At 36.5% G+C, this 15,691-nt stretch carries 17 protein-coding genes and 1 pseudogene; 3 read left to right on the top strand and 15 right to left on the bottom strand.

Annotated elements, in window-relative coordinates; genetic code table 11:
- The first annotated feature begins 131 nt into the window (after positions 1–131).
- A pseudogene (gene gap, locus AB3219_RS07375) lies at positions 132–1,152 on the top strand (type I glyceraldehyde-3-phosphate dehydrogenase).
- Between the two features lie 95 nt (positions 1,153–1,247).
- On the opposite strand, the gene ccpA reads toward gap, so the two are convergent.
- Positions 1,248–2,252, bottom strand: coding sequence for a catabolite control protein A (ccpA, locus tag AB3219_RS07370; RefSeq protein ID WP_057807124.1), 1,005 nt, complete (start codon positions 2,250–2,252; stop codon positions 1,248–1,250).
- Positions 2,253–2,450: 198 nt separating this feature from the next.
- On the opposite strand from ccpA, the gene AB3219_RS07365 reads away from it, so the two are divergent.
- On the top strand, positions 2,451–3,548 hold the full coding sequence (locus AB3219_RS07365; protein ID WP_216753456.1) for a Xaa-Pro peptidase family protein: 1,098 nt from the start codon (positions 2,451–2,453) through the stop codon (positions 3,546–3,548).
- A gap of 52 nt (positions 3,549–3,600) precedes the next feature.
- Here the strand turns inward: AB3219_RS07365 and AB3219_RS07360 are convergent, their stop codons facing one another.
- Both AB3219_RS07360 and AB3219_RS07355 read right to left on the bottom strand, forming a co-directional pair.
- Positions 3,601–3,999, bottom strand: a complete 399-nt coding sequence (locus tag AB3219_RS07360; RefSeq protein WP_216753455.1) for a hypothetical protein — start codon at positions 3,997–3,999, stop codon at positions 3,601–3,603.
- Between the two features lie 13 nt (positions 4,000–4,012).
- Positions 4,013–4,426, bottom strand: coding sequence for a DUF948 domain-containing protein (locus tag AB3219_RS07355; RefSeq protein WP_057807118.1), 414 nt, complete (start codon positions 4,424–4,426; stop codon positions 4,013–4,015).
- A gap of 138 nt (positions 4,427–4,564) precedes the next feature.
- Between AB3219_RS07355 and AB3219_RS07350 the strand changes: the two genes are divergently transcribed.
- Positions 4,565–5,455: a mechanosensitive ion channel family protein gene (locus tag AB3219_RS07350; RefSeq protein WP_216753454.1), complete on the top strand. Its 891-nt coding sequence runs from the start codon at positions 4,565–4,567 to the stop codon at positions 5,453–5,455.
- A gap of 60 nt (positions 5,456–5,515) precedes the next feature.
- Here the strand turns inward: AB3219_RS07350 and AB3219_RS07345 are convergent, their stop codons facing one another.
- From AB3219_RS07345 to AB3219_RS07290, 12 genes are all read right to left on the bottom strand, one after another.
- A complete protein-coding gene (locus AB3219_RS07345) occupies positions 5,516–6,115 on the bottom strand; it encodes an XTP/dITP diphosphatase (protein WP_216753453.1) in 600 nt (199 codons plus the stop codon).
- The gene (racE, locus tag AB3219_RS07340; RefSeq protein ID WP_272885371.1) at positions 6,115–6,936 is read right to left on the bottom strand and encodes a glutamate racemase; all 822 of its coding nucleotides are present in this window, start codon (positions 6,934–6,936) and stop codon (positions 6,115–6,117) included. The genes AB3219_RS07345 and racE overlap by 1 nt, the downstream gene beginning before the upstream one ends.
- A 133-nt stretch (positions 6,937–7,069) precedes the next feature.
- Positions 7,070–8,326 (bottom strand): D-alanyl-lipoteichoic acid biosynthesis protein DltD, encoded by a 1,257-nt coding sequence (gene dltD / locus AB3219_RS07335; protein ID WP_367369387.1) that lies wholly within the window; start codon positions 8,324–8,326, stop codon positions 7,070–7,072.
- Positions 8,326–8,562 (bottom strand): D-alanine--poly(phosphoribitol) ligase subunit DltC, encoded by a 237-nt coding sequence (gene dltC, locus AB3219_RS07330; protein WP_216753450.1) that lies wholly within the window; start codon positions 8,560–8,562, stop codon positions 8,326–8,328. The genes dltD and dltC overlap by 1 nt, the downstream gene beginning before the upstream one ends.
- Positions 8,563–8,590: 28 nt before the next feature.
- Positions 8,591–9,790, bottom strand: a complete 1,200-nt coding sequence (dltB, locus tag AB3219_RS07325; RefSeq protein WP_216753449.1) for a D-alanyl-lipoteichoic acid biosynthesis protein DltB — start codon at positions 9,788–9,790, stop codon at positions 8,591–8,593.
- Positions 9,790–11,316: a D-alanine--poly(phosphoribitol) ligase subunit DltA gene (gene dltA, locus AB3219_RS07320; RefSeq protein ID WP_216753448.1), complete on the bottom strand. Its 1,527-nt coding sequence runs from the start codon at positions 11,314–11,316 to the stop codon at positions 9,790–9,792. Before dltA ends, dltB begins: the two co-directional genes overlap by 1 nt.
- A gap of 37 nt (positions 11,317–11,353) precedes the next feature.
- Positions 11,354–11,503 (bottom strand): teichoic acid D-Ala incorporation-associated protein DltX, encoded by a 150-nt coding sequence (locus AB3219_RS07315; RefSeq protein WP_057807101.1) that lies wholly within the window; start codon positions 11,501–11,503, stop codon positions 11,354–11,356.
- Positions 11,504–11,732: 229 nt separating this feature from the next.
- A complete protein-coding gene (gene trxA / locus AB3219_RS07310) occupies positions 11,733–12,044 on the bottom strand; it encodes a thioredoxin (RefSeq protein ID WP_057807099.1) in 312 nt (103 codons plus the stop codon).
- An 84-nt stretch (positions 12,045–12,128) separates the two neighbouring features.
- Entirely contained in the window at positions 12,129–14,486 is a 2,358-nt protein-coding gene (locus AB3219_RS07305) for an endonuclease MutS2 (protein ID WP_216753447.1), read from the bottom strand.
- 155 nt (positions 14,487–14,641) lie between these two features.
- A complete protein-coding gene (locus tag AB3219_RS07300; RefSeq protein ID WP_057807094.1) occupies positions 14,642–14,929 on the bottom strand; it encodes a DUF1292 domain-containing protein in 288 nt (95 codons plus the stop codon).
- A gap of 9 nt (positions 14,930–14,938) precedes the next feature.
- Positions 14,939–15,379, bottom strand: coding sequence for a Holliday junction resolvase RuvX (gene ruvX / locus AB3219_RS07295; protein WP_057807093.1), 441 nt, complete (start codon positions 15,377–15,379; stop codon positions 14,939–14,941).
- Positions 15,376–15,675, bottom strand: a complete 300-nt coding sequence (locus tag AB3219_RS07290; protein WP_057807091.1) for an IreB family regulatory phosphoprotein — start codon at positions 15,673–15,675, stop codon at positions 15,376–15,378. The genes ruvX and AB3219_RS07290 overlap by 4 nt, the downstream gene beginning before the upstream one ends.
- Positions 15,676–15,691 lie beyond the last annotated feature (16 nt).

The raw sequence follows: 15,691 nt of genomic DNA, 5'->3' as shown, positions 1-15,691 counted from the left end.
GATTTTGACACTCAAAAGTCTATCACAAATGGCTTTTTAAATTTCTAACTTAATTTTACAAACCGGGATTTTAAAAACCTCGCTATGATGAAGTTGTTCAAAATATTATAACATTCTTAGGAGGTCATTTTATGACAGTTAAAATTGGTATTAATGGATTTGGCAGAATCGGACGATTAGCATTTAGAAGAATTCTAGAACTCAACGACGATCGTCACATAGAAGTGGTTGCAATCAATGACTTGACGAGTCCACAAATGTTAGCCCATTTGCTTAAATACGACTCTACACATGGCACTTTACAAGCAAAAGTTAGTGCAACCCAGAACGCCGATGGTAAAACCTATCATGTCTATTCACAGACAGATGCGGCTAAAATTCCCTGGGTAAAAAATGATGCTGTTGATTTTGTTTTGGAATGCACAGGTTTTTATACCAGTTCCAAAAAGGCCCAGGCTCACTTACAAGCCGGTGTTAAACGCGTTTTAATTTCTGCGCCTGCTGGTAGTGATGTCAAAACAATTGTTTATCATACAAACGACGCCATTCTAGATTCAAATGATCGAATCATTTCGGCGGGTTCTTGTACAACCAATTGTTTAGCACCCATGGCCGATGCCTTAGATAAAGAATTCGGTGTGGTCGCTGGCACTATGACCACCGTACACGCTTATACTTCAACCCAAATGTTGCTAGATGGTCCAGTTCGTGGTGGTAACCTGCGTGCAGCAAGAGCGGAAGCCAAAAACACAATTCCGCATTCTTCAGGTGCCGCTAAAGCTATTGGACTAGTTTTACCTAATCTAAACGGCCGCCTCCAAGGGCACGCCCAAAGAGTTCCTGTGGCAGATGGTTCATTAACTGAACTTGTGACCTTACTTAAAACGCCTCATCATAGCGGTTGACGAAATTAACAAAAAAATTAAGGCTTATACAAAAAATAACGAAAGTTTTGGTTGGAATGAAGATCAGATTGTCTCTAGTGATGTGATTAATACCACCTATGGTTCAATCTTCGACCCCACTCAAACCGAGGTTGTTTCTGCAGGTGAAAATCAGCTGATTAAAACTGTTGCTTGGTACGACAACGAATATGGATTTACCTGCCAAATGGTTCGAACTTTAGTAAAACTTGCACAGTTTAACGATTAAATTCCAAAATAGTTATTACAAAAATAGGCTAATTAAATGTACATACGTACACTCAATTGGCCTATTTTATTACCCTAAAAATCAAAATTCAAAAATTATTTTTTGGTTGTTTCTCGACTATCTAGTCCATATGGTAATGTAATGGTTGGCTCATCAATCTCTTCTTTATTCATTAATTTGGTAAGTAACCGCATGGAAACCGCACCAATATCATAAAGAGGTTGTGTAATTGAAGTCAGCTGTGGACGAACCAGTTGTGCCACCTGGGTGTCATTGCTAGTAATTAGTGCAAACTGATCTGGTACCTTAACGCCCTGATCAGTTAAGCCATTCAATACACCAGCCGCTAAGCGATCATCGCCAGCAAAAGCAGCAGTAATATCTGTATCCTTAAGTTGGCTGGCCAACTTAATTCCAGACTCGTAACTATAATCTGTTTCAAATATTAGCTTTTCATCGAACTTGATGCCAGCCTCTTTTAAAGCCTGTTTGTATCCTGCTAATCGATACTTTCCATTAATTGGTTCACTCAACGAACCACTAATGAAGGCAATCTTTTTATTTCCCTCTTTAATCAACTTTGAAACGGCTTCTGCAGTTGATTCAACATAGTCAATGCTGACAGATGGCACGCTTTCTTGGTCGTCAACCGAACCAGCAAAAACAATCGGTGTTCTTGAATGTGAGAATTCATCCCGTAGTTTGTCCGTAACACGATTCCCCATGAAAATAATGCCATCTACTTGTTTTGCAAGCAAAGTATTTAAGACTAACATTTCTTTTTGATCATTTTCATCAGAGTTTTCCATGATAATGTTATATTTATACATCGAAGCCACATCATCAATTCCACGTGCTAAAGAAGCAAAATAACCATTTGTTACATCTGGAATAATGACACCGATCGTAGTCGACTTCTTGCTAGCAAGACCACGTGCAACAGCATTAGGTCGGTAATCCAGCTTATCAATAACATCGTTTACACGCTGTCTCGTTGCTGGTTTAACATTTTGATTGCCATTTACTACTCGCGATACAGTCGCCATTGAAACGCCTGCCTCACGCGCAACATCATAAATTGTTACAGTTTGTTTTTCCATTTTAAAATCAGGTCTCCTTTTATGCGTTACTATACGTTTTCATAAATTTTCACTGCATTGTTAACGTTATCAAAAAATATTTAACTGTGCAAGTGCAGAAAGCGCTTTCATGAAAAATATACCTCTTTTTTAGTTATATTTCAAGACTAAAACGATATGATATAATATTCACAACTAAATTAGAAAGAAGACGATGACATGACACAGTTAGATAAAGTTCGTAAATGGGTCAATGATAATGAGACTGATGTAGCCTATATTAGTGATCCCAAATCAATTGAATACCTCACTGGTTTTGCAAGTGATCCGGTTGAACGCATCCTTGGTCTATTTGTTTTTGCAGATGAGGACCCATTTTTATTTGCCCCCGCATTGGAAGTTGAAGCTATTCATGATACTGGGTGGAAATATCCCGTTTATGGGTATCTTGATCACGAACATCCTTTTGCATTAATTGCTGAGCAAATTAAAAAACGTGTTAACAATCCAGTTCAATGGGCAATTGAAAAAACTAATTTAACTATTGACCACTTTAATTCTATTAAAAAACAATTTCCATCAGCTGCTTTTGAAAAAAACTTGACCCCCTTCATTCAAAAATTACGTTTGATTAAAACTTCCGACGAAATTGAAAAACTTGATGCTGCCGGAAGAGAAGCTGATCTTGCATTCAAAATTGGCTTTGAAGCCGTTCAGGTAGGTCGAACTGAAGCTGAAATTGCTGCAGAATTAGAATATGTCCTTAAGAAAAAAGGTGTCATGCAAATGAGTTTCGATACCTTAATTCAAGCAGGAGCTCATGCTGCAGAACCACATGGTGCAACCGGTATGAACAAGATTAAAAATAACGAACTTGTTTTATTTGATTTGGGTACAATTCACCAAGGCTATATCAGTGATGCCTCACGAACCGTTGCTGTTGGTCAACCAGATGATAAAGCTCTAGATATTTACAAAGTTTGTTTAGACGCCCAATTGACTGCTCAAGCAAAAGCAAGGCCTGGAATGATTGCAGAAGACCTCGATAAAATTGCTCGTAACATCATCACAAAAGCAGGTTATGGTGAATATTTCATTCATCGTCTTGGGCACGGAATGGGCATGGGTGAACATGAATTTCCATCAATCATGGAAGGTAACAAAATGATTTTAGAAGAAGGCATGTGTTTTTCAATTGAACCCGGCATTTATATTCCTGGTGTCGCTGGTGTTCGGATTGAAGATTGCGTTCACATTACTAAAAATGGCTGCGAACCATTTACGCATACTTCTAAAGAACTTACTTATGTTGGTTAATTAACGATAATTAAAAAAGAGTTTCCGATTTTTTTAATCGGAAACTCTCTTTTTATTTGTTCTTAGGTTCTTCATCATGCGTATGGGGCATGAACACTTCAGTTGGTGCATCATAACTATCTGATCCATTAACAAAAACATCGTTTTCATCATCTAGTTCGTCTTTTAATTCATCCGTTGATGCTTGGAAACTATCCGAAGCTGCACCTAAAAACTCATCTTTACTTTCAAGAACATGATTTTTCAATTCAACTGCTGAATCAAAAACTCGATCTTTGAGTTCCTCTTCCCAGTTGGCACCCTCTAAATCATTCTGTTCTCTAAAACGATTTACTTTATTTTGTGCTGCTTGGACTAATTCTTCCTTAGTTGTACCAGTTAATTTTAACGTACCATAAACCGCAGCTGCGCCACCAATTAACGCACCTAATAAAAATTTACCTTTTGCCATTATCAAAAACCTCCTAGTCTTTCGTTTGTTTATTTTTATGTTCACGATACATGTGGATAGCACCTTTACCAGCTTTAAATGCTGCCGAAACAGTTCCAGTCTTTTTTCCAGGATTGGTCAGCTTAGTGGTTAAATTACGTGTTGCTTCGTTTAAATCTGAAGTACTCTGTCCTAAGTCAGCCATTGCCTGAAATACTGGATCAATCGTCGCTACCTTGCCGTTAACGTCAGCCAATAAGTCATTTGCATTTGCCATAATATCTTCAGCTTCTTTAGAAATTAAATCCACATCTTTAGTTACAACTGCAAGACTTCGATTAATTTCTACCAAAGTTTTTGAGGCTCGCACTAACACAAGACCGATAAATAATACCAAAATCAGTAAAGCTACTGCTGCAATTATTGCTGCGATTCCGCCACCTGTCATAATTTATCCTCCTGTTAACTTGATTGTCTTAAGCATATCATTTGAGTTTACGCACTGCAATTAAAAAAGAGGGAAAAATATTTTTTATGAAACTGATTACAAAGAAAGCTGAATCTGTTAAAATCAGTATACAAGGAGATGAGTATTATTCACTTTCTAATTGGTGCTACAAATTCGCCCAGTTCTTTAATCAAGGCCTTTCAAACTTATTTTTCAGCTTTTAACTGGCAAAAACTGGCAGAATCTTTATTTAACCATTTACTTGAAATTATCTTGATTTCTATTTTCTTTTGGATAATTAGCTTTGTTGGTAAACGTTTATTAACAAACAAGTTACACAAATATCACCATTTAAACGATGCAATTCCTAACAAGGCCGTCACTTTGCTCGCGTTAGTCATCAATATATTTCACTATGTTGTTTTATTCTTTTATCTTTATGCGCTTCTCTCAATTATTGGCGTCCCAGTGAGTACTCTAGTTGCCGGTGCAGGAATTATTAGTATTGCCGTAGGTTTAGGTGCACAAGGCTTAGTTAGTGATATTGTTAACGGCCTTTTTATCCTTCTCGATGGTCAGTTAGACGTTGGTGATCAAGTAACTATTCAAAATATTAATGGTAAAGTTACTGAAATTGGTCTGCGTTCTACACAAGTTCTTTCTGATGATGGTACAACCAATTTTATTCCCAATCGATCAATTACAGCAGTTGCCAATCACTCACGAAATGATCAGATTGTTTCTATTTTTTTGGCTTTTGAAAATTTATCTGATTTAAAAAGTGCTGAGCAATTAATTACTAAAGCTACAGTTGAATTAGCTACTAAATCAACTGAAATAACTACCGACCCCACAGTAAATAGTCCCGTTCAAGATCAAAATGGAAACATTGGCCTTCGAGTTAAAATGTATGTAACAAATGGCACCGTCGATCAGATTCAAAAAATGTTGCTTCAAAATTATTTAAATCTATTAACTACCCATGATTTGCGGATTATTAATAATCAACTATTACAACAAAATAAATAGGATTTGAAATCATTAATTAGTAGATTTCAAATCCTATTTATTTTAAATTTTTCGTTTAAACTACCACCAGTCATCAAACACTTTCAGTAATTTTTGGCTAGCTCTACCACGATGACTAATTGTATTCTTTTCTTCGGCAGTCATTTCAGCCAAAGATTGGTTCTTTTCTGGAACCAAAAATAAAGGATCATAGCCAAACCCGTTATCGCCCCTTGGAACGGCTAATATTCTGCCTCGAAGTTCGCCATCTACTACCAGCTTGCTATCATCAGGCTTCATTAGAACTAATGTTGTATGAAACGTAGCTGTTCTCTTTTCTACCGGTACTCCTGCAAGTTCACTCAATAGTTTGGCATTGTTCGCCGCATCATCGTGATCACCGGCATAACGTGCCGAAAAGATTCCTGGTCGCCCATTTAAAGCATCAACTTCCAAACCTGAATCATCTGCCAAAACTGGCAACTTAGTTTTCTTAGCCACAGCAGAAGCCTTGATGGTAGCATTCTCCTCAAAAGTCATTCCGGTTTCCGCAATTTTTCCAATTTCTGGATAATTTTTTAAGGATGTCACCTCAATGTTTTTGGCAACAAATAATTTCTGAAATTCACGAAGCTTTCCATCATTATTAGTTGCAATAATAATTTGTCCTTTTTGTGCCATTATTTTACCTCTAATTTTAATTGATCAATTTTAGTTTTATCGGCCGTCACATTAATCTCTAACCATTGACTTGCAATTTGATTAAAACTCTTTGGTGATGCGGTTGTAAAGTAATGGTTTTTAGTACGATCTCCAGACGCATCTTTAGCAATATCAAAATAGTCCAGTAAGGCCGATACCGTTCCAATTGTTTCCGCGCCGGAATCAATCAAGGTAACCTGCTCTCCCATTACATCCTGAATAATAGGTCTCAACAGTGGATAATGTGTACATCCTAATACCAATGTATCAACATGCTTATTTTCAAAATATTGAAGCGTTTCGGCCACAACTTTTTTAGCAATTGGTGAATCATATTCATTGCTTTCAACTAATGGTACAAATTTCGGGCATGCCAAACTAAAAACTTCAACCGAACTATCTTTGGACAGTATTGCGCGTTCGTATGCACCACTTTTAATGGTTCCCTCCGTACCAATAACACCAATTCGTCGGTTACGAGATACTTTCAAGGCGGCACGACTACCAGGCGAAATGACGCCAACCACAGGAATAGGTAACTTTTCTTTCAAATCTTCTAAAGCCGCAGAAGTTGCCGTATTACAAGCAATGACTAACATTTTAATGTTTTTTTTCAATAAAAATGCAGCCATTTGTTCAGAAAATCGACGAACTTCCTCACTTGAGCGGGGACCGTACGGTAATCTAGCTTGATCCCCAATAAAACATACAGATTCCAATGGTAACTGGCGAAGTGCTTCCCGCACAACCGTCAAGCCACCCACACCAGAATCCATAAATCCAATTGCACGATTATCCATTTTTTTCATCCTCTTCACGTAATCTGAAACTACATTATCTCTTTTTAAAAACCGAAAAGCAAGTACTGACTGCTGCAAAAAAAACAAAACAACCATTATAATGTTGTTTTGCTTTTGGTATTCTCTAGAATTACTAGTTTTTAACTTTAAGTTGATTTTGCCATTCTTTTGAATAAAACTTGTTGTTCATATGATAAGTTGGTGTTGTCTGTTTTTGTGTTAAAAATGGATCAATTGCTTGATCTGCAGCTAACCAACCACGCCAACCTAAGTGAATGGTATCTTGCATGAAATATGGCACATCGCCTTTGTCACTGAGATCACAAATATTAGTAAATCCTTGCGAAGTAAGTTGATAACGAATTTTTTGATCAAATTGTTTTAACATCTTAGTAGACAAGCCCGTGTATTTACTCCACTTTTCATTAACTGGCGGAATAATGAACTCGACATTGGTATCAGATGCCGCAAATTGATCCAAAACTAATTCAAAATCGCTAAACTCTGGTGATTGTGTATATGTCCAATTTTGTTCAAAATTTTTAAACTTCTTTTCTTTTGAACGGAGTCGACGAGCATAAAAACGATTATCAATGCCAAAACGATTGTTAGTAGTGTGCTTTCCACCTTGTTTAACTGCCAATTGATTAAGCTCATGCAACTGATAATGCTCTGGTAACTGCTTAGTTAAGCGGTCTATTTTACGCTGATTATTTTTTATCTTTAATGCTGAGAACAGTTGATCCTCATGTTGCAATAAACGTTGCTCATAGATCATATAAGTTCGTTGCTGGTGCGTAATCTTTTGTCCTTTGGCCACACGCCTTAAGGCCATCATAATGGTATGATTGGCATTTCCAGACGGCATGTCAAGAAGACGTTGAGCCGCATAACGATCTGTTGCATTGTTTTGTTTGCGGTCCAAAAGCCAAGTTGTTGACTGTAAAGGTGAATAGTAAAATCCAAATGCATCTTTACGAGCACCTTTTTTGACAAACCATTGCGGTGAGATTACAAAAACAGCTTTACGGTTCTTCATCTGTGAGGTAATTAACTGCATCTGAAAATAATGCGTCAGTGATTGTGTCCCAGGTGCCCCCATTAAAAATGGTGTATAACTACGATTGTATTTAGTTGCCAGAACGGATGGATGAGAAAAATCAAATCTAGAAAATTCTGAAGAACCAAAAAATGGCACAAATTTTTCGTGTGATAAAGCAGATTCTTTGATTACCTGTCCCTTAAGTACATTTGGTGATAGCGCAAGTGCTGCCTTGTTTTCAGTTTTAGCCGTGATATGGTTTAATTTGAATGGGGAAAACAAGAGTGCAAACAACAAAAGCGCCGCAAAAACTACCGGTCCAAATATCAGAAAAAGTTTTTTTGCCACTATTTCAACATTTCCTCGGCATTTGCAATAATCTTATTGGGCGTGTCCCATTCGCTACGCTCAAATTCAGAAACAGGTACTTCTATCCCTAGTTCACTTTGCAATTGTAAAAGTAGTTGAACAGTTCCCATCGAATCTAGTACGCCATTTTCAAAAAGATTATCGTCTAAATCATCACTTAAATCACTACCTGTTAAATCTTGTAAAACATTTAAAACTGTTTCTTTTGTATCCATTTTATTGTACTCCCCTTCAAAAATTAATTTACTTCATCATTATCATTTTATTCAGAAAACCTGAAAAAAGTAGAAATGTAAAACATACAAAATTAAAAGTTATGAAAGTTGCAAAAACTTCCGTAAATTTATTATGTGGTATTTGACCACGATGGCTCTTTTTATACCTGAGCCACCAGTCATTTACAACGAGCGCGACCCCGTGCAAAATACCGTAAGTAACATAGTACCATGTCACACCGTGCCAGAATCCCATAATTGTCATATTCAGAATATAGGTCACATTAGCGGTTGTTTTCGGGCTTTTAAAAACTTTATGTTTCATAAAAAAGAAAACTAACCGCATATAGATGTAATCTCGGAACCAAAAGGATAAAGTCATATGCCAACGATTCCAGAAATCTTTAATATTACGAGATTTAAATGGCGAATTAAAGTTCATTGGCGTTTCGATTCCCATAAAGTAACTGGTTCCAACCGCAAATAAACTGTAACCGGCAAAATCAAAAAACAAATACATACTATAAACATACATAACGCCAACTAATGACCATGATAGTCCGTGAGCCATTAAGGCCTGATGTTCTAATTTTGGTAATAACATTGTGCCAAAAACATATGCCAACATATATTTATATATGAAACCTTTAAAAATATTGTGTAGCCCTTTTTGTAACAACTGCAGATATTTCCCCTGTTTTGGAACACGATCATAATCACGTTTGAAACGTCGATAACGATCAATTGGTCCTGATGAAATTGTAGGGAAAAACACCAAGAATTGTAAGAAAAACCAAGGATTAAAAGCCTTCAACACACCATCACGAGATTCCATAATAGTTTGCACAGCCTTAAAGGTTAAATAACTGATCCCCAAAAATCCAATAATCGATTGTTTACCGTTTTGAATGGCTGGCGTTAGCTTCACAATAACAAGTGGTATGATTGCCAAAATGACCGCACTTACAAAAACACCCGTGTTATTATTTTTTTTACGGTACTTTGTATAACACCAGACCAGCAGAACCTCATAAATTAAATACGCAATTAAAGCAAATCCTTGTGTGAGTTTTGGACCTCCAAATGTAAGAATTAAAAAGAAGACCGAAATAAGTGTTTCATACCAATGAAACCTCTTACCACACAGAATTCCAATCACAATTGGTAATAAACCAAGGCCTAAAATACCAAAGTACATGGGGTTTTCATATGGTGTAAAAGATAACATTAAGAATTAACCTCACTCATAATAAATTTGATGTCAATTTTGCCATTGGCAGTCAGTGGTAATTTGTTTTTAAAAACAAATCGATTTGGTACCATGTATGGCATCATTGTTTTTTGTAAATCCGTTTTAATTGCTCTGGTCAACGCTATGCTTGTTTCAGCAGCATCTGTTTCTTGTGCAATTACATAAGCTACTAACTGGGAAACTTTATGGTTTACATCATATTTAGGAACCGCCACCCCCTGTTTGATTAGCTTTTGTGCATTCAAGAAATGATTAACTTCTTCAAGTTCAATTCGATAACCATGCAATTTAATTTGAAAATCTAAACGACCGAGATAACGCAACATACCATTTTTATCTTTTTTTCCTAAATCTCCAGAATGGTAAATATGGCGATTTCCCACACTTTGAAAAGCATTAGCCGTTTTGAGTGGATTATTTAAATATCCCTTAGATACACCAGGTCCCGAAATAACAATTTCGCCCTCTTCGCCATCAGGCAAAACAGCACCTTTATCGTTCACAATCTCAATTGTGGTATCTGATTTTGCTTTTCCAATTGGTAATCGCTCATAATCGTTTAAAACTTTTTGCGTAATTTCGACAGCCGTCACTGCAACTGTTGTTTCGGTCGGACCGTACGTATTAAATATTTTTGCAGTCGGAAACCGCTGCTTTAATAATTCAGCCGTTTGATGTGTCAATTCTTCACCACAGAATAGAAAGTGACTTAAATCAGGTAAATGTTCTGCATCAAAGGTTGGTTCCAACAAACAAATATCAACAAAAGAAGGTGTTGATACCCAAACGTTCATTTTCATCTCAGGTAAATATTCAAAAAGTTGTTTAAAATTGTCCGTTACGTTTTTTGGTAATACCTTTAAAGTTCCACCACTCACAAGTGTTGGATACAAGCTCATCACGGATAAATCAAAAGAATAAGGTGCTTGTGCCAAACTAGTCGGGTGGCTTGGTAGCTCAAAGTCCGCCAGCATCCAATTTACAAAACTGGTTAAATTTTGATGACTAATTTGAACTCCTTTTGGTTTACCAGTTGTTCCTGACGTAAAGATAATATAAAAATTTTGATTTCCATGAACCGAATTTTTAACAATTTCATTCGCATTTTGTTGAAAAATCTGATGCAATTCACTTGGAGTAATTACTGAAACACCAGTAAGCTGAATTGGTAAATTCTCAACGGCAATGCAAGCTGCTGGGTTTGCAATCTCTTGAATCATAGTCAAGCGATCATTTGAGGAATGCTTGTCAATTGGAATATAAGCATGTCCACTTTTGACGCATCCTAAAAATGTGGCGATCATTTCAAATGTTTGTTCACCATAAACCATAATAGGCGTCTGTGGTGCCAGATTCATTTGCGTTATTTTCTCTGCTAAAGCATCAGAATAATGCTTTAATTCTTGATAAGTATGTGTCTTGCCTAAATAATCATATGCAATTCTTTCAGGCGTTTTTTCGGCAATTTGATCAATCGCCTGAATCACATTTGTAATTTTCATTAAAAATCCCCCCGGTAAATCAAAAAATTAGCCTAATTTAAAATTCATTATAAATAAATGTTCCGCCTTCAATACCGCTATAGCCGTATAGATAAACCAGAACCAAAAAAACTGCAAAATAAAAAAACATTCGTCCAAGAAATTTTACCCATTCTCGCTGCCAAAATGTTTTTAAAAAGTCTTTCATGTTATCCCCCCCTTGAATACACGCTTTTCACTTTCACAGTATCTCATGAATTAATCGACCTGTAAATATCTTTCAGTATAATCAATTAATCTTTCTGTAACAATCCATTAACGCAACTGTTAACTAATTCTTTACTTCGTTCAAAAAAACGGCCATAAATGAAACAAAAAACGCAGCATAACACGAATTGAAATTCGTGTCACACTGCGTTTAATTTATTATAAAGCTTTTAAGCGTATTGGGCTAAAACTTTTTGAATTTGTTCTTTAGAGTGGTAACCAACTAGTGTATCAACAACGGCACCATCTTTTTTAACCATCAAAGTTGGAATACTCATAATGCCAAAGTTTTGAGCGGTCTTCGGATTAGCATCAACATCCATCTTAGTGAACTTAACCTGATCGTTCATTTCACCCTCCAATTGTTCAACAACTGGAGACTGCATACGACAAGGACCACACCAAGTTGCCCAAAAATCCGTTAAAGTGACACCTTTACTAGTTTTGTCATTAAAATTATCATCAGTAATTGCTTCTACCATCTTAATTGCCTTCTTTCTCATTTACTAATAACAGTTTATCAAAGTTTGTTTTAAACACCAATAATATTGCTTACAAAAAATTAGTTACTTAAAATGTACCACGGTTGCGCCATTACCACCTGCATTTGGTGCTGCATACTCAAAATGTTTCACTTGGCGATTGCCTTGTAGGTACTGCGTGATTCCTTTACGTAACGCACCAGTTCCCTTACCATGGACAATTGTAACCATTGGGTACCCTGCTAATAACGCAGAATCAATATAACGATCCACCTCAGTCATTGCCTCTTCATACCGTTTGCCACGTAAATCCAAAGTTGTTTTAACAGCTGAACTTGTTCGTCGAATTGTCGTTCGATTACCAGCGGATTCATTTTTATCAGGTGCAATCTTTTCAAGCTCATCAGTTGGCACTTTCATTTTCAAAATACCCATTTGAACTTCCCAATGCTTTTTATCCATTTGTCGCAGCAATGACCCGCGCTGACCATAACTGGTTACCATTACATCATCATTAACCTTAAGCTCTTGTTTTGCTTTTACGCGTCGCAGAACTCGATTTTTCTTCAGACTAGGGGCCTGATGCAAGGCATTTAAACCACTTTTAGAATCAATTAATTGATTTTCCTTAATTCCAGCTCCGCCCTGCATTTCCATTTTTCGAAGTTTTTTAATTATTTTATCGGCCTTTTCTTCAGCATTATCTACCAAATCATTAGCTTGTTGCTTTGCCTTTTCCAAGTACTGATCTTTCGAATTAAGTAGTTTCTGATATTCATTAGTTAAATCCTTATGCAAAGTTTCAGATTCAGCTACTTCAATCTTTAATTTATCAGCACGATCGGCAGTCTCTTTTTGACGAGTTGATAGATCCTTGATCATTGCACTCAAATCTTGACTATCCTGATCCATTAACGAACGAGCTTGCATAATAACGCCAGATTCAAGTCCTAATCGTTTGGCAATATCAAACGCATTACTACTTCCAGGAATACCCACCAGCAACTTATACGTAGGTTTTAATGATTCTGTATCAAACTCCATACTGGCATTCATTGTTTCTGGACGATTATAGCCATAGGCCTTCAATTCCGGATAATGTGTCGTGGCTAAGACATAACTTCCCGCACTACCCACACGATCTAAAATTGCAATGGCCAAGGCAGCACCTTCTTTGGGGTCTGTTCCCCCACCTAACTCATCAAACAAAACTAAACTATGTTCATCAATTTGTGCTAAAACTTGCACAATATTATCCATATGTGAAGAAAAAGTACTTAAGTTTTGCTCAATCGATTGTTCATCACCAATATCAGCAAAAATTTCTGTAAAAATACCCATTTGACTATGTTCAGCAACAGGAATAAATAACCCTGATTGAGCCATTAGTTGCAATAAACCAAACGTTTTTAATGTAATGGTTTTACCACCAGTATTAGGCCCAGTAATAATAAGCGCTTTATAATCGGTTCCTAAATCAATATCATTTGGAACAATTTTCTTAGGATCAATCAATGGGTGACGTGCATTTCTAAAATGAACATGATTTTCTGCTGATATTGTTGGTTCTGTACCTTTAATTTCTGCAGCATAACGTGCTTTAGCATTAATAAAATCCAAATGTCCCAATACTGCCGCATTATTCAACAAATCTTCTCGATAGGGAGCAAGAAGTTCAGAAAGTTCTGCTAGAATTCTTTCTTCTTCATTTTTTTCTTCAACTTGATTTTGTCGCAACTGATTGTTCAAATCCATTACTGCGGCCGGTTCAATATACATTGTTTGACCAGATGCACTTTGATCATGAACCACCCCACCGAAGTGACTGCGATATTGTGCCATAACCGGAATAACGTAGCGTCCATCGCGCATTGTAATAATTGATTCACTAAGATATTTTGCGTCTTTTCCTCGTGTATAACTGTCCATCTTCGCTCGAATTGAAGTTTCCGTAGTCGTAATTCTACTCCGGATACCAAACAATTTATCCGACGCCTCACTAGTTATATGGCCATCTCCTTCAATCGATTTAATTAATCGTTTTGAAATTTCTGGCAAAGCCTGTAACTTTTTGACCGTATCGTACAACGTATGGAATTCAATTTTTTCTTCTTGTAATTTTTGAAAGAAATTGATAACATCTTGCGTTGAACGCAGCATTTTAGTAACTTGAGATAATTCAAGTCCACTTAACGTTGCACCAATTTCAAGACGTTTCATTTGAGGACCAATATTGTCTAGCTTAGCAATTGGAATTCCTCCCTTTAAACGATATGCATCTGCACCATCCAAAGTTTCAGTTAAAGCAAACTGAATTTGTTCATGTGCTACCATAGGAGTTAAGTTTGTTAACTCTTGACGACCACTTTGAGACGCCAAATAGGGTTTTAATTTATCTTTTACTTTTTGATACTCTAAAGTTTCAAAAATCTTTTTATTCATTTTGTTAGTCCTTTTAGTTATATATTCGTATTTTAGCGCAATTCAATAGGCTTGAACACAAAACTGTTTTGCGCTCAAATAATCAAATAAAAACGATCAGATCTGAATAATGCTCAACTCAGATTTGATCGTTTTTACTAGGCTAAAATGGAAATCTATTCTTCGTCGTTATCGCCTAAGAAAGTATTCAAGACTTCCTCAACCATTTTCCATTCATCGTCTGATTCTATTTCGTTTAGCTGTCCTGCATCTGCATTACCATCAGCATCTGGAATGTATGAATAAGCCTGAATATCAACCTGTTCATCATTTTCTGCATCTGATGGATATAAAAACATGTAAGACTTTCCATAGTCTTCAGAATCAAATGTGAATAAAACATTGTAAAGCTCTTCATTTCCGTGTTCGTCAACGAGTGTAATTTGTTGTTCCTCTTCGCTCATTAGGAAACCTCACTTTAAGTTATTTAATAATTTACCATGTCGATCTAAATAATTCTCTAAAATCAAACTAGCTGCTAGTTTATCAATGACTTTTTTTCGTTTTTTACGTGAGGTGTCTGCCTGTTCGATTAACATTCGTTGAGCTTCCACTGTTGTTAGGCGTTCATCTTGATAATCTACTGGCAAATCAAAGGTATCAATCATTAATTGTCCATACGCCTTAGCAGCATCTACCCTTGGGCCAGAAGTATTATTCATGTTTTTTGGCAACCCAACTACAAAACCACCAACGTCATATTGTTTAACTAGTTCACTAACTCGGTCCAAACCAAACTCTTTTTGATCTTCGTTAATTTTAACAATTTCCACGCCCTGAGCAGTCCAGCCTAACTCATCACTAACGGCCACTCCTACAGTTCTCGAGCCAACATCCAAACCCATCAATCTCATTTAATATGACCTGCCGATTGGCCAGATTTATCTAAATCATTGTGATCTTTCGAAAGATAATTGCGAACTAATTCTTCGATTATTTCATCACGTTCATGCTTGCGAATTAAATTACGAGCATCGTTTAATCTGGGAATATACGCAGGGTCTCCCGATAGTAAGTACCCAACAATTTGGTCAATCGGATTATATCCCTTCTCCTCCAAAGCATCATAAACCGTTTTCAAGGTCTCATGTAAATCCTTAGGAGCATCATTGCTGAAATCAAAAAACATTGTTTTATCCAGTTTACTCATCGAAAGCACCTCCTAT

The sequence above is a fragment of the Pediococcus ethanolidurans genome (assembly GCF_964062635.1).
Lineage (GTDB): Bacteria > Bacillota > Bacilli > Lactobacillales > Lactobacillaceae > Pediococcus > Pediococcus ethanolidurans.
Note: the sequence above shows the minus strand (reverse complement) of the source record. Positions and strands in the feature narration are given on the sequence as shown.